This is a genomic window from Tolumonas osonensis (genome assembly GCF_014202415.1).
GTDB classification, from domain to species: Bacteria; Pseudomonadota; Gammaproteobacteria; order Enterobacterales; family Aeromonadaceae; genus Tolumonas; species Tolumonas osonensis.
This window is the reverse complement of the sequence record NZ_JACHGR010000003.1, coordinates 270,741-288,876: the sequence shown is the minus strand read 5'-3', so window position 1 is coordinate 288,876 and position 18,136 is coordinate 270,741. Positions and strand designations below refer to the sequence as shown.

General features: G+C 47.4%; 17 protein-coding genes. 9 read left to right on the top strand and 8 right to left on the bottom strand.

Annotated elements, in window-relative coordinates; genetic code table 11:
- The first annotated feature begins 87 nt into the window (after window positions 1-87).
- Window positions 88-471, top strand: a complete 384-nt coding sequence (gene msrB, locus HNR75_RS05770; protein WP_188026052.1) for a peptide-methionine (R)-S-oxide reductase MsrB — start codon at window positions 88-90, stop codon at window positions 469-471.
- A 57-nt stretch (window positions 472-528) separates the two neighbouring features.
- Here the strand turns inward: msrB and ansA are convergent, their stop codons facing one another.
- Window positions 529-1,536 carry an asparaginase gene (gene ansA, locus HNR75_RS05765; protein ID WP_188026051.1) on the bottom strand — a complete coding sequence of 336 codons (1,008 nt, stop codon included), beginning with the start codon at window positions 1,534-1,536 and terminating at the stop codon, window positions 529-531.
- Window positions 1,537-1,576: 40 nt separating this feature from the next.
- A complete protein-coding gene (gene sppA, locus HNR75_RS05760) occupies window positions 1,577-3,427 on the bottom strand; it encodes a signal peptide peptidase SppA (RefSeq protein WP_188026050.1) in 1,851 nt (616 codons plus the stop codon).
- Between the two features lie 155 nt (window positions 3,428-3,582).
- On the opposite strand from sppA, the gene HNR75_RS05755 reads away from it, so the two are divergent.
- On the top strand, window positions 3,583-4,137 hold the full coding sequence (locus tag HNR75_RS05755) for an NAD(P)H nitroreductase (protein WP_188026049.1): 555 nt from the start codon (window positions 3,583-3,585) through the stop codon (window positions 4,135-4,137).
- 1 nt (window position 4,138) lies between these two features.
- Here the strand turns inward: HNR75_RS05755 and yfbR are convergent, their stop codons facing one another.
- The 3 genes from yfbR to dacB form a co-directional block, all read right to left on the bottom strand.
- Window positions 4,139-4,753 (bottom strand): 5'-deoxynucleotidase, encoded by a 615-nt coding sequence (yfbR, locus tag HNR75_RS05750; RefSeq protein WP_188026048.1) that lies wholly within the window; start codon window positions 4,751-4,753, stop codon window positions 4,139-4,141.
- Window positions 4,754-4,833: 80 nt separating this feature from the next.
- Window positions 4,834-6,051 carry a pyridoxal phosphate-dependent aminotransferase gene (locus HNR75_RS05745; protein WP_188026047.1) on the bottom strand — a complete coding sequence of 406 codons (1,218 nt, stop codon included), beginning with the start codon at window positions 6,049-6,051 and terminating at the stop codon, window positions 4,834-4,836.
- A 172-nt stretch (window positions 6,052-6,223) separates the two neighbouring features.
- On the bottom strand, window positions 6,224-7,678 hold the full coding sequence (gene dacB / locus HNR75_RS05740) for a D-alanyl-D-alanine carboxypeptidase/D-alanyl-D-alanine endopeptidase (protein WP_188026046.1): 1,455 nt from the start codon (window positions 7,676-7,678) through the stop codon (window positions 6,224-6,226).
- Window positions 7,679-7,859: 181 nt separating this feature from the next.
- Between dacB and fabV the strand changes: the two genes are divergently transcribed.
- Window positions 7,860-9,053, top strand: coding sequence for an enoyl-ACP reductase FabV (fabV, locus tag HNR75_RS05735; protein WP_188026045.1), 1,194 nt, complete (start codon window positions 7,860-7,862; stop codon window positions 9,051-9,053).
- Between the two features lie 94 nt (window positions 9,054-9,147).
- On the opposite strand, the gene HNR75_RS05730 is transcribed toward fabV, so the two are convergent.
- A complete protein-coding gene (locus tag HNR75_RS05730) occupies window positions 9,148-9,375 on the bottom strand; it encodes a hypothetical protein (RefSeq protein ID WP_188026044.1) in 228 nt (75 codons plus the stop codon).
- Window positions 9,376-9,857: 482 nt separating this feature from the next.
- On the opposite strand from HNR75_RS05730, the gene HNR75_RS05725 reads away from it, so the two are divergent.
- From HNR75_RS05725 to HNR75_RS05700, 6 genes are all read left to right on the top strand, one after another.
- Window positions 9,858-11,141 (top strand): tyrosine-type recombinase/integrase, encoded by a 1,284-nt coding sequence (locus tag HNR75_RS05725; RefSeq protein ID WP_188026043.1) that lies wholly within the window; start codon window positions 9,858-9,860, stop codon window positions 11,139-11,141.
- Between the two features lie 518 nt (window positions 11,142-11,659).
- The gene (locus tag HNR75_RS05720; protein ID WP_188026042.1) at window positions 11,660-11,836 is read left to right on the top strand and encodes a helix-turn-helix transcriptional regulator; all 177 of its coding nucleotides are present in this window, start codon (window positions 11,660-11,662) and stop codon (window positions 11,834-11,836) included.
- A gap of 301 nt (window positions 11,837-12,137) precedes the next feature.
- A complete protein-coding gene (locus HNR75_RS05715) occupies window positions 12,138-12,635 on the top strand; it encodes a MarR family transcriptional regulator (RefSeq protein ID WP_188026041.1) in 498 nt (165 codons plus the stop codon).
- Window positions 12,622-13,002, top strand: coding sequence for a hypothetical protein (locus tag HNR75_RS05710; protein WP_188026040.1), 381 nt, complete (start codon window positions 12,622-12,624; stop codon window positions 13,000-13,002). Before HNR75_RS05715 ends, HNR75_RS05710 begins: the two co-directional genes overlap by 14 nt.
- A gap of 331 nt (window positions 13,003-13,333) precedes the next feature.
- Window positions 13,334-14,938 (top strand): class I SAM-dependent DNA methyltransferase, encoded by a 1,605-nt coding sequence (locus HNR75_RS05705; RefSeq protein WP_188026039.1) that lies wholly within the window; start codon window positions 13,334-13,336, stop codon window positions 14,936-14,938.
- The gene (locus tag HNR75_RS05700) at window positions 14,928-16,256 is read left to right on the top strand and encodes a restriction endonuclease subunit S (RefSeq protein ID WP_188026038.1); all 1,329 of its coding nucleotides are present in this window, start codon (window positions 14,928-14,930) and stop codon (window positions 16,254-16,256) included. Before HNR75_RS05705 ends, HNR75_RS05700 begins: the two co-directional genes overlap by 11 nt.
- Before the next feature lie 72 nt (window positions 16,257-16,328).
- On the opposite strand, the gene HNR75_RS05695 is transcribed toward HNR75_RS05700, so the two are convergent.
- On the bottom strand, window positions 16,329-17,147 hold the full coding sequence (locus HNR75_RS05695) for a hypothetical protein (protein ID WP_188026037.1): 819 nt from the start codon (window positions 17,145-17,147) through the stop codon (window positions 16,329-16,331).
- Window positions 17,113-18,105, bottom strand: coding sequence for a type IV toxin-antitoxin system AbiEi family antitoxin (locus HNR75_RS05690; protein WP_188026036.1), 993 nt, complete (start codon window positions 18,103-18,105; stop codon window positions 17,113-17,115). The genes HNR75_RS05695 and HNR75_RS05690 overlap by 35 nt, the downstream gene beginning before the upstream one ends.
- Window positions 18,106-18,136 lie beyond the last annotated feature (31 nt).

Here is an 18,136-nt window from a genome sequence, read left to right as displayed (position 1 = left end):
TGCAGTTTGTAATTTGAATCTACATCCACTCTCATCTAATCTGTTAACAATTGTATAACATTTATTGCAGATAAGAGTGGACAGCAGATGACTGACTGGCGGTCAAAGTTAACACCGGAACAATTTCATATTTGCTGGGAGAAGGGGACCGAACGTCCGTTTTCCGGTGGGTTGCTGCATAACCGTAAAACCGGTGTTTATCACTGTGTCTGTTGCGATGCGCCATTATTTGAATCAAGCACCAAGTTCGATTCCGGCTGTGGCTGGCCCAGTTTTGATCGCGCCATTCCGGATGCGGTACGTTATGAAGAAGACCTCAGCCATGGCATGCGGCGGGTGGAAATATTGTGTGCGAACTGTGGTTCACATCTGGGACATGTTTTTCCGGATGGCCCGACGGAAACCGGTCAGCGTTACTGTGTGAACAGTCTGTCGCTGGGGTTTACGGAAGCACAGAAAAAAGCAGAATAAATTGTTGATTCGCTGAAAATAATCCCCTGATATTCAGGGGATTATTTTTTAGCTTAATTAGTGAGAAAGCTCACCACGCAGATCCAACTGCATTAATCTGCGGATCTCCTCCGGAGCCAACGCCTGGCTCAGCAGAAAGTGTAATTTGGCCAGTGCCGCTTCAGTTGTCATGTCATAGCCGGATAAGACGCCGGCATCTGCTAGGGCGTTGCCGGTGGCATAGCCGCCCATGTTGACCTTGCCGCGCAGACACTGACTGAGGTTAACGATGATCACACCACGCGCCGATGCGTCACGCAGTAGCTGCAGCATGGCCGGATTCTGGGGGGCATTCCCTACGCCGTAGGTCAGCAGGATCAGTGCTTTAACCGGTTGTTGCAGAATATTGGCGATGACATCCACCGAGATGCCCGGGTATAAGGTGACGACGCCGATCGGTTGTGGCTGGATGGAGTGCATCTTTAATGGCTTATGGGTGGTATCGGCCGGTTTACCCGCATTCCACTCAATATGAATCCCTGCATCCAATAATGGCGCGAAATCAGGAGAATCGAAGGCATGGAAGCCATCGGCATGCACTTTGGTACTGCGATTGCCACGGAACAGCTGATTATTGAAGTAGAGCGTGACCTCATGCACCGGATAATTGGCCGCAATATACAGGGCATTCAGCAGGTTTTGTTGTCCGTCGGAACGCAGTTCAGCCAGCGGGATCTGGGAACCGGTGATGATCACCGGTTTGCTCAGATCTTCCAGCATGAAGGAGAGGGCTGATGCGGTATAAGACATCGTATCCGTACCATGCAGCACGACGAAACCATCAAAATCCTCGTAATGATCCCGGATATCTTCGGCGATCCGCTGCCAGTCAGCCGGTGTCATATCGGAGGAGTCAATCAGAGGATTGTATTCATGAATGACATACTCCGGCATTTCTTCCCGGTGGAATTCAGGCATGCCTGCCAGACAGTTTTCCATAAAACCAGCCTGTGGAATATAGCCATGGCTGGAGCGTTGCATACCGATGGTACCACCGGTATATGCGATATAAATGCGTTTTTTCATCTGTGAATAACCTTGCATAACGCAGAGAGGCTGAGCCTCTCTACTGCTGACAAACCGGACAATAACTGTAAATTCCTTGCGGATCCTGCAGCGCATTCAATGGTGCCAAGGCCTGATTACCGGCGGACCACCACTGTAACGCCAGTTTGCCCAAACCGGAATGGGTGACGGAGGATGGCAGATACTCAGCACTCTGATTAAAGAGTTCGCGTAACAACTTATCGCGGGTGGATAATTCCGGTTCAATCAGTGTCAGCTGATAATCAGTCAGTTTTGCCTGTTTACCGGCTTCGGCCGCTGCTTCGGTGAGACTGCCTAGCTCATCGACTAGCCTCAGTTTTTTCGCGTCCGTACCCACCCAGACACGGCCTTGTGCAACCAGATCAACCTGCTCCGGTGTCATTCCACGTCCTTCGGCGACCAGATCTAAAAAACGCTGATAAGTATTTTCCACATTCAGCTGGACGATCTGTTTGATATGGTCAGGTAATGGCTGTACCGGGCTGATGCCGGTAAAGTCGGTGGTACCCAGTCCGTCAGCATGAATACCCAGGGCATTCAGCGCTTTATCTGCGGTCAGAAACATGCCGAAGACGCCAATTGAACCGGTGATTGTGGTGGGCTCGGCAAAGATTTTATCGGCATCAGCGGCAATCCAGTAACCCCCAGAGGCGGCAGTACTGCCCATCGAGACGATAAGTGGTTTACCGCTGGCCTTGAAGGCAAGTAAGGCGGTACGGATTTGTTCGGCAGCAAAGGCACTGCCGCCGGGGCTGTCTATGCGTAATACCAGCGCTTTGATCTTTGCATCATACATGGCGGTATGAATTTGTTTTACCAGGTCATCGCCATTGATGGTGCCGGGTTGTGAGATGCCATCAACAATGGCTCCGGCCGCCACTAATAATCCTATCTGAGGCTTATTGGTGACAGCCTGATAACGGGGTGGCAGAGACTGCAGATAATCGCTCATGACAATATGACGGAAATCATGCTCATCGCTGCCAGCAAAATTGCGGATGGTATCTGTCATTTCATCGTAAGTGGCCAACTGATCGACCAGCCCCTGGTCCAGGGCATACTGCGCCGCATTACCCTCTGCTTTGGTCAGACGCGCCAGTACCTGTTCTTTGCTTGGTGCTACAGCATCGGCGGGCAGGCCACGTGCTTTACTGACATCCGCAACATATTGCTGCCATACGGCACCAATCCAGCGCTGATTTGCTTCGCGTGCTTCAGAAGACATATCATCACGAATATACGGTTCAACAAATGATTTGTAGGTGCCTACGCGGAATACATGTGGTGTCAGGTTAAATTTTTCCAATGCGGATTTGAAATAGAGGTTATACAACCCCAACCCCTGAATGGTGACTGCGCCGGCCGGGTTCAGCAAAATTGTGTTGGCGTGAGCGGCCAGTAAATACTGGTGTTGCTGGTAGAAGTTACCGATAGCAACCACTGGTTTTTTACTCTGTTTAAAGTCATCCAGCGCCTTCGTGATCAGCAGTAATTTACCAATGCTGGTAGTTTCCAGATCGGCTGTTTTCAATACGATGCCTTTGACTCGTGGATCCTGTTTTGCCTGCTGAATCATATAAACCACGTCACTCACCGCAATCTCACGAGTGGTGTCGTTGTTTGAAAGCCATTTTTCCATCAGCTGATCAGCCGGATTTGGTGTGGTTGGCTGTTCAACCAATTTACCGGCCAGATCCAGCACCAGCGCGCCTTCTTGGATAGTGGTTTCCGGGGTTTCCTCGCTGAGACCGATGAAGATGGCTAAAACAATTCCGATAAAAATCAGATTGATAATCAGCAGCCGGGTGAAATTGATCACCCGCCAGAGAGAGCGGAAAAACCATTTAATACTACGGAACAGAAAACGCATTGAATAATTCCCGGAAGAGTTTAATAACGACATTATGCGAATAGTTGGCACAGATTACTACGCAGGTGTCTATCAGAGCGATCTCTGTAGCCGCTATCAACGTATAGCTTATTCTATGTTGATAAGAATAATGGTAATCAATGATGAGGAACAGCATGAATCAGTCAGCATTATCTTTGTTACTGACACGCGCATCGTGCGGCCTGCTGCAGGCGCCGGCTCCTGATGGTGAGATACTGGAACACATTTTACAGGCGGGATTACGGGCGCCGGATCATGGTCATTTGCAACCTTTTCAGTTTTTACTGGCCGAAGGGGAAGGGCTGAACCGGCTGGGGACCTTGTTGGCCGAAAGTGCCAAAGCCGATGGGGCAGCCGATGATGTGATTGAACGGGCGGCTCAGTTGCCGTTGCGCGCGCCCCTGGTGATCACGGTTGTGGCAAAGGTCACCCCGCATAACAAGGTGCCTGAATTTGAACAGCATTTATCAGCCGGTTGCGCTGTCATGGCGATGCAGATGGCGGCACAGGCCCAGGGCTTCGGTGGTATCTGGCGGTCCGGTCCGCTGATGTATTCGCGCAGACTGCATGAACTGCTGGGACTGAATGAGCGGGACCAGATTGTCGGTTTTCTTTATCTGGGTACCCCGGCGACGTCCTTGCGGATCCCGTCATTTGCCAATAGTGCCGATTTTGTCCGCCGGATCTGATTCAGGGGGTATTGCTCATCTCATCCAGTGTCAATGAAAAACCGGGAATGAAGACATCAATAAAATACTGTACGGCTGGTGTCATGCGCTCTTCCAGCATGGTTTCCAGCCGGCGTTTCGCAGGGACGAACTCTTTATTCCCTGCCGCAATCTCTTCCAGACATTTAATGTAAGCACAGAGTGTGTCTGCGGCTTTCACTACCTTGACCGCTTCGGCATCCTGATATTCTGAATCCAGCAATTCACGGTAGTCATTTATGAATTCATCAGGTAACAGAGACAGTAACTGTTTCTCTGCCAGTTTCTCGATCTTCTTATATTCACTGGCGATCGCGTTATTCTGATATTTCACCGGTGTGGGCAGATCACCGGTCAGGATCTCGGTGGCATCATGGAAGATGGCTACCAGAGCAATATGCCCCGTATCAAGCTGCGTGCCGAATTTCCGGTTACTGATCAGTGCCAGTGCGTGGGCGACCATGGCGACCTGCAGGCTGTGCTCGCTGATATTTTCTTTCTGGATATTGCGCATCAGCGGCCAGCGATAGATCAGTTTCATGCGTGATAACTGGGCAAAGAAATGGCTGGCCGGGGCAGGTGAATTGCTGGTGGACATAGACCGCTCACAATAACGGGAAGGGGTGGTTGCTATATAAATAGCAAAAAAAAATGGCGACTATCAAGTCGCCATTTCATTCATGATTGTTTGTACGTTTTCAGGAACCGCGCCAGACGGGTCATGGCGTCCTGTAACTGTTCTTCCGGTGGCAGGAATACAATGCGGAAGTGATCCGGTGCCGGCCAGTTAAAACCGGTGCCTTGCACGATCAGCATTTTTTCCTGTTGCAGCAGATCAAACACCATTTTCTGGTCATCTTTGATCGGGTAAACCTTCGGATCGAGTTTCGGGAACATATACAGCGAACCTTTCGGTTTTACGCAGGAGACACCCGGAATATTGTTCAGCAGTTCCCACGCCAGATCGCGCTGTTTGCGCAGGCGGCCGCCCGGCAGGATCAGTTCGTTGATGCTCTGGTAACCGCCCAGTGCGGTCTGAATGGCAAATTGCATCGGCACGTTGGCGCACAGCCGCATGGAGGCAAGCATCTCCAGACCTTCGATATAACCACGGGCATTTTGTTTCGGACCGCTGACCATCATCCAGCCCTGACGGAAACCGCAGGCACGATAGGCTTTGGACAGACCGTTAAAAGTCACAACCAGCACGTCGTCACACAGCGTACAGATACTGTGATGCGCGATATCGTCATAAATGATCTTGTCGTAGATCTCGTCAGCGAAAATGATCAGATCGTTCTGACGGGCGATTTCGATCACTTCCAGCAGGAATTCGGTGCTGTACACCGCGCCGGTCGGGTTGTTCGGGTTGATCAGCACGATCCCGCGGGTACGCGGTGTGATTTTGGATTTGATGTCATCCAGATCCGGATACCAGTCGGCCTGCTCATCACAGATGTAATGTACCGGGCGACCACCGGACAGCGTCACGGCGGCAGTCCAGAGCGGATAATCCGGTGCCGGCACCAGCAGTTCATCACCGTTGTTCAGCAGTGCCTGCATCGACATGACGATCAGCTCGCTGGCGCCATTACCGATATAAATGTCGTCCACATCGGCTTTGCGCAGCCCTTTTTGCTGATAATACTGGGCGATCGCTTTACGTGGCGCGAATAAACCTTTGGAGTCGCAGTAGCCCTGGCCCTGATGCATGTTGACGATGACATCCTTGATGACTTCTTCCGGGGCGTCAAAACCAAAGGGGGCCGGGTTACCGATGTTCAGTTTCAGAATACGATGGCCTTCGTCTTCCAGACGACGGGCTTCTTTGTGCACCGGACCGCGGATGTCGTAACAGACGTTGTCCAGCTTGTGGGATTTTTCAATAAATGACATGACTACAACGCGCCTCTGCAATACTTGCGGGAGAACCGACAGACGGGCTGGCTCCCAGGGCGTCTATTGTTCTCCATCTGTGACTCTAAGACAATGGTAATTGTCGGTTTTTTCTACTGGCGATGATGCATCAAAGCCAGAGGCATTAGTTTAATTTTCTGAAAAAACACACTTATTCAGTTATTTCTATCGGTGCTTCCCGGTAAATCTGTTCTAAAATCTGCCGTTCAAACTTGTAATGAGGAGAAGCAATCCGATGCGCTTTCAGTGCGCGGCGGACTTCAGGCGGGAAAGTCAGCCCGTTTGTCATCAGCACAAACGCTTTTCGCTTGCCGGATGCGGTGGTCATGAAGCCCGCCAGATTCGATACGTTCTGCAAGGTACCGGTTTTGGCGGTGACATTTTTTACCAGTGGCGGATTCTGCACACTGCCGCGGGAGCCGAGCGTTCCGCTCATGCCTGCCACCGGCAATAACTTGATCAACTGCAGCTCGTTATCATGTAAAGCAATATAATCCAGCACTTCCAGCATTTGTTTGGCGGTGATCAGATTATGCGCAGAAAGGCCGGAACCATCAGCCAGCAGTGCAGAGCCCAAATCAATCCCGGCTTTGTTTTTCAGAATACCGCGAACCGCATCTGCACCGGCCGCATAACTGGCGGCACGTTTCAGATAGTAGTGCCCTAAAGCACGAGACAGACTGTCTGCAATCAGGTTATCGGAGCGTTTCAGCATTCGATCCAGCAGTTTTTTCAGCGGGGCAGAGGGTACATGTGCCAGTTCCACCAGATTGTCCGGCACATGACGTACGGCTTTGACCTCGCCAGTCAGACTGATATCCGCGCGTCTGGCGGCCCAGTTAACCAGTTCCACCCCCCAGGCTGTCGGGTCGGTAATGGCGAAACTGAGTGGCCAGGGAGTACCGGACTGCTGTGGGATACAACCGGTCAGATGATAGTTGTTGCTAGAGTTCATATCGACGCGCAGATCACAGCCGGAATAATACTCCTGCTGAGTCACAACCCGTGCTTCACTGGTAATGGTAATCGGCTGACCAGCCGGAATGATGGGTTCGGCAATTGCTCCGAGCTGATTGGCTTTGAGCTGGGCAAAGACGCAGTTACGGTCGATGACGACAGCAGAAGCCGGCGCGGTAAAACAGATAGGCAGATCATTCCATGACCAGCCATCGCCATGGTCGTAGCCACCATAGCCGCTGACATCCAGAAGTATATCGCCGTTGATCTGCGTGACTTTCTGCTGTTTCAGATAGGCCAGCAGGTTAACCAGTGCCTGACGGGTCAAGTCGGGTGCACCATCAAACTCCAGTACCAGGTCACCGTTCAGGACGCCATTCTGGATCGCTCCCTGTGGGGCCAGCATGCGGGTTTTGAATTGCCAGTCCGGCCCGAAATAAAGGCTGGCGGCCAGCGCGGTCAGTAATTTCTGTGTCGATGCCGGGATCATAAAGGTATCCCCGTGATACGCTGCAACAGCCTCGGAGCCCGGTTCTTTGAACGCCAGGGCTATCCGGCTGCCTTCGGGTACAGAAATTGCCGCCTGGGCACTGCATGCCGTAAAAAAGGCAAAAAATAACGTGGATGCAGAGCGAATAAATTTCAGCATAATAAAATAGTCTCAACAGAGAATGGCGGGAAGGAATAATGCGCCGCTTAACCAGAATTCGTGCAGGCCGATTATAGAGCGCAATCGCGAAGGCGCAACATTCACAACACAAACGTGGCAAGATCATGTATCTTATATGCCGATTTTTTGCATAAAACCCTTAACCAGGTGAGAACAACCAATGATTATTGCTCCGAAAGTCCGTGGCTTTATCTGCACCACCACCCATCCTGCTGGCTGTGAAGCCAATGTCCGTCAACAGATTGCTTATGTCAAAAGCAAAGGCCCGCTGGCGAATGGCCCGAAAAAGGTTCTGGTGATTGGCGCATCAACCGGTTATGGTCTGGCATCCCGTATTACTGCTGCATTTGGCTCTGACGCAGCAACTATCGGCGTATTTCTGGAAAAAGCCGGTACAGAAAAAAAACCAGCCAGTGCTGGTTGGTACAACTCCGCTGCGTTTGATAAAGCGGCCAAAGAAGCAGGTCTGTATTCCAAAAGCATCAATGGTGATGCGTTCTCTGATGAATGCCGCGCTAAGGTCATTGAGCTGATCAAAGCTGACTTGGGTCAGGTTGACATGGTGGTTTACTCTCTGGCGTCGCCGGTGCGTAAATTACCATCGACTGGTGAGCTGATCCGTTCTGCACTGAAACCAATTGGTGAAGTGTATAAAGCCACCGCAGTTGATACCAACAAAGATGAAATCATCGAAGCGCAGGTTGAACCGGCGAACGAAGAAGAAATCGCCAACACCATCAAAGTGATGGGTGGTGAAGACTGGGAACTGTGGTTAAACGCGCTGGATCAGGCTGGTGTACTGGCTGAAGGCGTAAAAACCGTGGCTTACAGCTACATCGGTACCGATATTACCTGGCCAATCTACTGGCATGGTACTCTGGGTCGTGCAAAAGAAGATCTGGATCGTGCCAGCAACGCGATTCGTGCACAGCTGAGCAGCAAAAACGGCACCGCGAATGTGGCGGTACTGAAATCGGTCGTGACCCAGGCTTCTGCGGCGATCCCGGTAATGCCGCTGTATATCGCAATGTCTTTCAAACTGATGAAAGAGCAGGGCATTCACGAAGGCTGTATCGAGCAGGTTCAGCGTATGTTCTACACTCGTCTGTATGACGGTGAGTTCGTTACCGATGACGCACAGCGTATCCGTATGGATGACTGGGAACTGCGTGAATCAGTTCAGCAGGCATGCCGTGATTTGTGGCCGCAAGTAACCACTGAGAACCTGTCTCAACTGACCGATTATCAGGGCTATAAAGACGAATTCCTGAAACTGTTCGGTTTCGGCTGGGAAGGTGTTGATTACAACGCGGATGTAAATCCGGAAGTGAATTTCGACGTTGTGACACTGTAAACGGTGAAATAATCACTGGGTTCTTTTGTCTGAACCGAGCTTGATAAACAGAGGCTTACAGCATGATGTTGTAAGCCTTTGTTGTTATCGGCGGTCAATCATCAGACCATAATTTAATGACTACACCATTTTCGATACGGAGAATAGTGCCGTAAACCGTATCATCCACCCAGTAATCGCCTATCCGGGCGCCAGCTTCCTTAAAGGGTGATGTGCTCAACTGTGACTCAGTGACCGGGCTGATGACAACGACATCTAACGGATCGACAAAGCTCCCTTTGCTGTCATAGACAAAGTTATCGCGGATATATTGTTCTAACATTTCCCGCTCATTGTTCATGATTATCACCATGTTTGCTGCTGCAGATTTAAACCGAGATGCTGCTATAAACATGGAACGAACTGCTACTACTGTAAATCTCTCCGTTCTGTCGCCATACATTTTTGGGATCTGGGTCTTGTCCCTGACCTGTTTCAATCTGCATTCAAATTCAAGAACAGTTTAAATTCAAACAATTAACATGCGTAATTAACTTAAAAGAAGCAGAAAACAAAAAGGACCTACAACAAAAAGCTGTAAGTCCTTGATATATTTGGTGGCCCCTCCCCGGTTTGAACGGGGGACCAAGCGATTATGAGTCCTATGTGTTTCATATCTATATTTATCTCAATATTTCTTATTTTATCTAAAAATTTATATATATCATGCGTATGTGTTTTGTGTGATATCTCTCTTTATCTCGATAACTCCGATTATGTTACTCTATAACTACAGGTGAAACTGCAGGTGGTTTTTGGGGTTATATGCTGACAATGAACGAGATAAAAGGATTAAAACCAAAAGAACGACAGTATGAGGTTTTCGAGGATAGTCGCGAGAAGGGGACTGGAAGACTGGGGATAACGGTTGGAACTAGTGGTTCAAAGACATTTATATTCCGTTTCTTCTGGGAAGGTAAGCGGCAATTTATGCAGCTTGGAAAATTTCCTGAAATGTCATTATCAACAGCCAGAGACTTAGCTAAGTTTTATGGTGGTCAATTGAAATCTGGTCATAACCCCAAAATAGAACTTGCACATGAAAAACTAGCCAGAGAACGAGTTGAACAACAGGAAGCTGAGAAAGGGTCAATAAAACAGTTAATTGACTCCTATATCTGGAAGATGAAAGCGGACGGCAAACGGACACATGCAGATGTGTTGCGGCGGCTAGAGAAGGATGTTTACCCAGTCATTCCATCAGCGACAAAAGCAAAGGATGTCACACCGTTAGACATCAAGCAGATATTAACCAATATGATCCAGCGTGGGGCGGTTGTTCAGTCTAATCGTGTCCGCTCATATCTTCATGCAGCATATCAATATGGATTAACAGCAGACTTGGATCCGATGAATAACAGGCAGGAAGTTATATTCGGGTTAACCGTAAATCCAGTGTCCGTGGTTCCAAGGCAAGCCAGTGCAGAGAAAGTAGGGGAAAACTGGCTATCAAAACAAGATCTATGCAGGCTGATGGAGTCATTTTCAGAAGCAAAAAAAGTTGGCTGGATGATTGGTCAGTTCCTAAAGTTGTGCGTTTATACTGGTGGCCAACGTCCGTATGAGTTATCTGTCAGTGAATGGCAGTGTGTGAACTGGGATGAGAAAACGCTGTTAATTATAGCCGACATATCTAAAAACAAGCGGGAGCACTTGATACCGCTTACTGATTCAGCACTTCATATTCTTAGTGAACTGAAACAACGTAATACCGCTAACAGCAAATACATATTTCCGCAGAGAGGCGGATTAAAACCGTTAAGAACTGACTCATTTTCGCAGGCGATTAGCTATTACAGAGAACAATATCCTGATTTTCCTTTCTTCATCGGTCGGGATATACGGCGTACCTGCAAAACCCTGATGGGCGAGCTAGGTATCAGCAAAGAATTGCGCGATAGAATCCAGAATCATGCTTTTCAGGACGTATCTACAAAACATTATGACCGCTATAGCTATCTACCTGAGAAACGAAGAGCTCTTGAAGCCTGGGAAGTGAGACTCAATGAAACTGATACAAGTAGTAATGTGATTAGCTTTGCATTATGAAAAGCTTAGCTCTCAGCGGAGTATTGCAAATCTGAAGTTATCTCTGATAAGCTGATAGACCATTTCAAAAAAGCTCGATTTTAATAATAAACTTGAGTCAGGACGGAGTTTGCCGAGTAATGCTAATTACAGCAGATATGTGTATTAGGATTGAAGGACTGCGCTTATGTGATAGGGATATAATCGCTCATCTCAATACAGTTCTGTCTGTAGATGCAAATGTATCTTGCAATAAATCGCCGAAAGAAAAACGAATTGAGAAGCTTTTATATATTTTGGCATTAGTCAAAATTAAAAAGTTTCTTGTGCGACTATTACGTGTTTCTGTATCAGTTTTTACCCTACCTGAAATTTTAGTATGCGAACCAACTAGGTCTGCCCGAATTACGCCGTTTATTTACTTTCCTTAATTCCTCACGACCCCACATCCGCGTAGTGCTTTGATTGGCTCTATGCGCTGATTCCTATTGTTTAAATTTTTCGAACTAGCATTGTTTTTCTATGTGGAGTCGCATTCTATGGAACAAATTATCTCTATTCCAGAAATGGAAAAGTTAGTAAACCGCGATTACAAAACCCTTTGGGTATGGGTTAAAAATGGCAACTTCCCGAAACCAGTGCGAGTTAATGGTCGTGCTATTGGTTGGACTCAATCGTCTTATCAGAAATGGATTGATGAATCACAGACGGTATAAGCGTCACTGAGTGATTTGCCGGAGCGATGCTGAAAACAAACTCGAGAGACAACATACTCTAAATCTGAAGTGTGGAACTGTTACTTTCGGAGCTTACAGCATCGCTGCTTGGCATGTAGCCATCAGTACTAGAAAAAGTGCTTAGGAACCTAATACGATGAGTTTTCAAATTAAGGTGAGTTATTCGCAGGGGAACGGCTTACCTAAAGAAAGCCTGATAGCATCAGTTTTTATTATTTCATCAGCCAATGGTATCCCTTTCAATTCTGTAGTGAATGAGTCAATTCATTAGGAGACAGACATGACATCTCCAAGTGAGTTAAGACGAAAGAAGAAATACACCTCACTAGGTTTTTTGACGGGGCATTGGGGGGCTCGGGGTGGATATTGTAGCATCCCTCAGCAAGTGTTTTTGGGACCTGATGTAAATGCGCTGTCTCATGCGACTTTCAGAGCACTAATGGTGTTGGTGCGCCAGTATAACGGTCGCAACAACGGCGATTTATGTGCAACGGAGAAAGAGATGTCAGCTTTTGGCATTACCAGCCCTGATACTATAAACAGAGCTATAAAAGAGTTGTTAAAAAGAGGGTTAATCGTCAAGACGCGACATGGTGGATATTCCGGCAAAGATGGAAAAAGAAAGCCAGCACTGTATGCGCTTACCTGGTTGCCTGTTGATGATATTGATCAATGTGAAAATGGGATGTGGGTATCCAAGATTAAAGGAACGCGTTCAGCGCTTCGAATGTCTTTCGATACGCCCTTCTCCGGAAATATCCAATATGAAGCAACCTGATCAAAGACGGCAAATTCCGATTTTTACCACTATGACTATCGTAGTGGGTATACCAAAGACTACTACGGCTATCGTAGCTGGTTTACAGAAATTGTTAGCTGACTACTACTACCATCGTAGTAGTCACACCTGTTTTTGTGGTGTCACCTACTACGGCTATCGTAGTCCTTTTAATATAACCATTGGTATAGGGATATTCTTCATTGAAGGAAATAGCCTGTTTAATGCGAAAGGGTCACAAACAAGCGAAACGGGGCCACCGAAACTCCTTGCGATGAAGATGATGAACACTGATTCCGGCAAAGGCGTTAAACGTGTTCATGATACGCAGGAACATTCAGATAGCCCCCATTTTTTGAAACAGTGAGCGTGTATTGCGAAATAGGTATATCAACGCTGTAGTTCGCTTATCCGGACTAGGGTTGGAATCCTTGTATATGCGAATTTACTGCGAAATTCGCAGTGCGAAAAAATATTTATTTACTCAATTGGAGCCTAATGGTGAATCTGGTTTTACCCAGAATTCAGGCTGGCATTTATTTCGGATTTAGGCACCTTCTCCACCAGCAAAATTGCCATCGTTGATTTTCGGATGACCAAACAACATCAAAACATGCGGTAACAACCGATATCAACATCCCCCTCCTAGTGCTCAATCGGGTAAACTAGCCTCAACAGAAATCATCAGAAGCATTGTCATGGCAAAAGCACCGGCAAAGAAAGCACAGAAAGGGTTTGAAGAAACCCTGTGGGATACCGCAAATCAATTACGCGGCAGCGTTGAATCATCCGAATACAAGCATGTGGTGTTAAGCCTTGTCTTCCTGAAGTTTATCAGCGACAAGTTTGAGAAGCGCCGCCAGCAGTTGGTTAACGAAGGCAAAGAAGCCTTTGTTGATATGGATGTGTTCTACCAGCAAGACAATATCTTCTATCTGCCGGAAGAGGCGCGTTGGTCTTACATTCAGGCGCAAGCCAAGCAAGATGACATCGCGGTGAAGATTGATACCGCGCTCTCCACCATCGAGAAACGCAACCCTGTGCTGCAAGGCGCATTGCCTGATAACTACTTCTCACGCCAGAACCTTGAGGTGAAAAAGCTCGCCTCGCTGATTGATAGCATCGAGAACATCGACACACTGGCGAATGAATGTCACTTAAGTGAAGACGACTTGGTAGGCCGTGTGTATGAATATTTCTTAGGGAAATTTGCTGCAACCGAAGGTAAAGGCGGTGGTGAATTTTATACCCCGAAGTGTGTGGTTACGCTGCTTGCCGAGATGTTGGAACCTTATCAGGGTAAGATTTACGACCCGTGTTGTGGCTCGGGCGGTATGTTCGTGCAGTCGCTGAAATTTGTTGAAAGCCATCAGGGGCGCAGTAAAGACGTGGCCATCTACGGGCAGGAACTGACAGCCACCACCTATAAGCTGGCGAAGATGAACCTTGCCATTCGTGGCTTATCAGGCAACCTCGGTGAACGGCCTGCCAATACCTTTTTCAGCGATCAACACCCGGATCTGAAAGCCGATTTCATCATGGCGAACCCGCCGTTTAACCTGAAAGACTGGCGCAACGAAGCCGAGCTGACGACTGATCCGCGCTTTGCTGGTTATCGCACGCCGCCAACCGGCAATGCCAACTACGGTTGGATTTTACACATGCTGTCGAAGCTGTCAGAAACCGGCACGGCAGGCTTTGTGCTGGCGAACGGTTCGATGAGCTCGAACACCAGCGGTGAAGGCGAAATCAGAGCGCAGATGATTGAGAACGACTTGGTGGAATGTATGATCGCGCTGCCGGGGCAGTTGTTCTACACCACGCAAATTCCGGTCTGTTTGTGGTTTATAACAAAAAACAAAAAAGCCGATCTGTCGCATGGCTACCGCAATCGTGCCGGTGAAACGCTGTTTATCGATGCGCGTGAACTCGGCACCATGATAAGCCGCACCACCAAAGAACTAACAGTGGAAGATATCGCCCGTATTGCCGACACCTATCACGCATGGCGCAGCACGCCCGAAGAGTTGGCCGATCGCATCCAACGTGGTGAAAGCAAATTAGCGCAATATGACGATATCGCTGGTTTCTGCAAAGTTGCCACCATTGATGAAATGAAAGCTAACGACTATGTGCTGACACCGGGGCGTTATGTCGGGGCTGCCGAGTTAGAAGATGATGGCGTGCCGTTTGAAGCGAAGATGCATGAGCTGTCGCAGACCCTGTTCCAACAGATGAAACAAGCCGAAACGCTGGATCAGGCGATCCGTCATAATCTGGAGGCGTTGGGTTATGGGGAGTAAGAATCTTGATGAAAATCAATGGAATCAAACCACTTGGGGAGAGATTGTCGAATTAAAATATGGAAAAGCGTTGAAAGACTATCAAGGCGCACAAGCTGAATTTCCTGTGTATGGTACTAATGGACCAGTAGGTTTCTGTGATACACCATTATGCCAATATCCAAGTGTCATTGTTGGTCGAAAAGGCGCTTATCGAGGTATTCATTATTCAGATAAACCTTTTTTTGTTATTGATACTGCTTTTTATATTCATCCATTAATTAACATTAATTTGAAATGGGCTTACTACCATTTACTAACGCAAGATATCAATGGTCTTGATTCTGGTTCTGCGATCCCATCAACACGCAGAGAAGACTTTTATGCACTACCAGTGAATATTCCACCTCGCTGGATACAGGATGAAATAGTAAATAAGCTAGATTCTTTGGAAAAAAAAATCACCCTCAATCGCCAAATCAACCAAACCCTCGAACAGATGGCGCAAACGTTGTTTAAGTCGTGGTTTGTTGATTTTGATCCGGTGATTGATAACGCCCTTGATGCAGGCAACGACATTCCTGACACCTTGCAGGAACGCGCCGAACAACGCCGCCTGCTGCGCGCCAAAGCCGATTTCAAACCGTTACCCGCCGAGACCCGCGCCCTGTTCCCGTCTGAATTTGAAGAAACCGAATTAGGCTGGGTGCCGAAGGGGTGGGATATTTCAACGACAGGTGATGAATTTGAAGTAAAGGGAGGTTCAACACCGAGCACTGCTAATCCAGAGTTTTGGGAAAATGGTGATATTCATTGGACATCGCCAAAAGATTTATCAGACCTTGATACAAAAATTTTACTCGATACATCAAGAAAAATTACTGAAGCTGGATTGAAAAAAATAACCTCTGGGCTATTACCTGAAAATACAGTCTTGATGTCATCACGAGCACCTGTTGGTTATCTGGCATTGGCTAAAATTCCAGTTGCAATCAATCAAGGCTACATTGCGATTCCATCGGCTAAAAATTTCACAGCGGAATACATTATTCAGTGGTTAGATTCGAACATGGATCAAATAAAAGGAATGGCTGGCGGAACCACTTTTGCCGAAATTAGTAAATCAACATTCAAAACCATAGAGATAGTTGTTCCAACCAAACCCGTAATTCTTGAATTTACGAAAATGGCAAAAACGATTTTTGACAAAATAACCAGTAATGTGAAAGAAACTTCATCCTTATCAAATATTAGAGACTCACTGCTACCCAAACTCATTTCCGGCGAACTGGCGCTGCATGCTTTACCAGAAGTACCTGAGCTGGCCGAAGCCCGCTGATTCCTGAAAACGCCCATCTTTTAATTCTGATGATGCCACTCCCTCATAGCTGGGGGAGTGGTCATTGGCGATTCAGAGATCTACACCATGCCAGAAGGCATTCAACATGGCTTCGAGTTGAGCGATATCAATACCCGCCTGTGTTCTTGCAATGACCGAGATAAATTCATCTTGTTTTGATGACTGAATCCGGGCTAGCACGTCTCTGGCAGGATCAGAGAGGATATTTTTGATATCAAACCCCAATAAAAATGAACAACAACGGGCAATGTCATAACCATAAATGTCATTCGGCACGTAGTCGTCCCAGAGTCTGTCTGCACTGATCATCTGATAGCGATCGAGGATGGCATAAAAATCCGTGGCGTCTTTATTTCGTGCCTGACCTTTTTCATCCCATGCGATCAATTTCAAGAGTGCGATGCCGGGTAAAGAGGCAACTTTGAATTGTAACCCTCTATCTTCCACCAATAATGCAGCGGAATAGGCTTCATCAAAACCAATCACGCTCATGGTTACCGCATAGTCTGGCGGCCATTGAATAGAGCCCTCACTATCCGCTATCTCACCAAAAGGAATGATATCTAACGGCAGACCTGTTACAGGTTCGATTAAACGGTGTGCATGTGTTGTCTCAAGCATCCCTTTTTCTATCAGCGCATTTCTGGCATGGGTGAACTCATCCCATGATCGGATGAAAATGGCTGTATCAATATCTCGTGTTGCTCTGCTGGGGGCATAGCCAAAGATGCCATGCAGCACGATGTCTCGTGCAGTTGCCCCCGCGATAAAATAATCGAGCGGAATACTGTTCGCCGCAGCAACCACATTGCTTAATGCCCGATGCAGCAACGGATCAAGGGAGTTTTGTAAGGTGTAAATATTGGTCATTGATCATCTCGGCTAATTCACGATTTCGTCCATCATTACTCAACAGCAACTCAGCCACTGTCAGCAAGGCAAATGCGTTTTGAGAAATACTGAGCGCTTTACCCCAGAATGCTTTTTTCATCCGCAATTTTGCATTGTGATTTTTGCTGATGGGGTATTTTTCAGGCCGCATATTTTGCGTGAATAACAGGTAATCCTGAGGGATGAGATAGTTCGTTAACTGCGCAGCGGCAACCTCACCAGCCCAAATGTCACCAGTATTTAATGGAACGCTTTCCCAGTTTTCAGGCGGAGGGCACGCAATAGACGGTATTTTAGGGGCAACCTTCTGCTGATAACTGATCAACCATTCGTATTGCAGAGTTTGAACATCTAAAAATCGACGTGGCGTAGATTGATGAGCAATATGCTTGTTTTCTATCAGAAAAGTCATGGTCTTATTGACCATACCTAATGAAATGCCAGCTCGTTCAGCAATGAGGCTGTAAGGCTCGTTCAGCAGCGATGGTTCAGCAAAGAAGGCAAATAAACATTTCACGATACCGGTTGTCATCGTGGCAATAGCCTTACTCGCAACAGCCTTCTGCCCTTGGATGAGGATATAAGTAGAGTCATCCGCAATTCTGATGTTGCCGGATTCATCGATGTAATTCACATTGAGCTCTGTGCAGATATCCCGCAGGTATGTACTCAATGGGTTACACACCAAGATGCGCTGTGTGTTCGAATGGGCATGGGAATAATGCACCAGACTTTCTTTGCGGTGTATTTGCTTAAATGCGAGCAAATAGTGCTTGGTTTTCTGATTCAGTTGAATGGTCAACTCACCATCACATCCAGTGTCTGATGCTGTGTTAAAAAGCTTTATTTGCGGTTGCCATTCATTCGGTAAAACCTGAAGAATGCTTTCCAGATCCGGTTCCTTCATTTTCACGTTTTCCAAATTTTCATGAATCATGAAAAAATCATATTTGTGAAAACTATCGATG

Coding starts and splice junctions, on each gene's coding strand:
- msrB (WP_188026052.1), top strand. CDS start 88: ATGACTGACTGGCGGTCAAAGTTAACACCGGAACAATTTCATATTTGC.
- ansA (WP_188026051.1), bottom strand. CDS start 1,536: ATGAAAAAACGCATTTATATCGCATATACCGGTGGTACCATCGGTATG.
- sppA (WP_188026050.1), bottom strand. CDS start 3,427: ATGCGTTTTCTGTTCCGTAGTATTAAATGGTTTTTCCGCTCTCTCTGG.
- HNR75_RS05755 (WP_188026049.1), top strand. CDS start 3,583: ATGAATCAGTCAGCATTATCTTTGTTACTGACACGCGCATCGTGCGGC.
- yfbR (WP_188026048.1), bottom strand. CDS start 4,753: ATGTCCACCAGCAATTCACCTGCCCCGGCCAGCCATTTCTTTGCCCAG.
- HNR75_RS05745 (WP_188026047.1), bottom strand. CDS start 6,051: ATGTCATTTATTGAAAAATCCCACAAGCTGGACAACGTCTGTTACGAC.
- dacB (WP_188026046.1), bottom strand. CDS start 7,678: ATGCTGAAATTTATTCGCTCTGCATCCACGTTATTTTTTGCCTTTTTT.
- fabV (WP_188026045.1), top strand. CDS start 7,860: ATGATTATTGCTCCGAAAGTCCGTGGCTTTATCTGCACCACCACCCAT.
- HNR75_RS05730 (WP_188026044.1), bottom strand. CDS start 9,375: ATGTTAGAACAATATATCCGCGATAACTTTGTCTATGACAGCAAAGGG.
- HNR75_RS05725 (WP_188026043.1), top strand. CDS start 9,858: ATGCTGACAATGAACGAGATAAAAGGATTAAAACCAAAAGAACGACAG.
- HNR75_RS05720 (WP_188026042.1), top strand. CDS start 11,660: ATGGAACAAATTATCTCTATTCCAGAAATGGAAAAGTTAGTAAACCGC.
- HNR75_RS05715 (WP_188026041.1), top strand. CDS start 12,138: ATGACATCTCCAAGTGAGTTAAGACGAAAGAAGAAATACACCTCACTA.
- HNR75_RS05710 (WP_188026040.1), top strand. CDS start 12,622: ATGAAGCAACCTGATCAAAGACGGCAAATTCCGATTTTTACCACTATG.
- HNR75_RS05705 (WP_188026039.1), top strand. CDS start 13,334: ATGGCAAAAGCACCGGCAAAGAAAGCACAGAAAGGGTTTGAAGAAACC.
- HNR75_RS05700 (WP_188026038.1), top strand. CDS start 14,928: ATGGGGAGTAAGAATCTTGATGAAAATCAATGGAATCAAACCACTTGG.
- HNR75_RS05695 (WP_188026037.1), bottom strand. CDS start 17,147: ATGACCAATATTTACACCTTACAAAACTCCCTTGATCCGTTGCTGCAT.
- HNR75_RS05690 (WP_188026036.1), bottom strand. CDS start 18,105: ATGATTCATGAAAATTTGGAAAACGTGAAAATGAAGGAACCGGATCTG.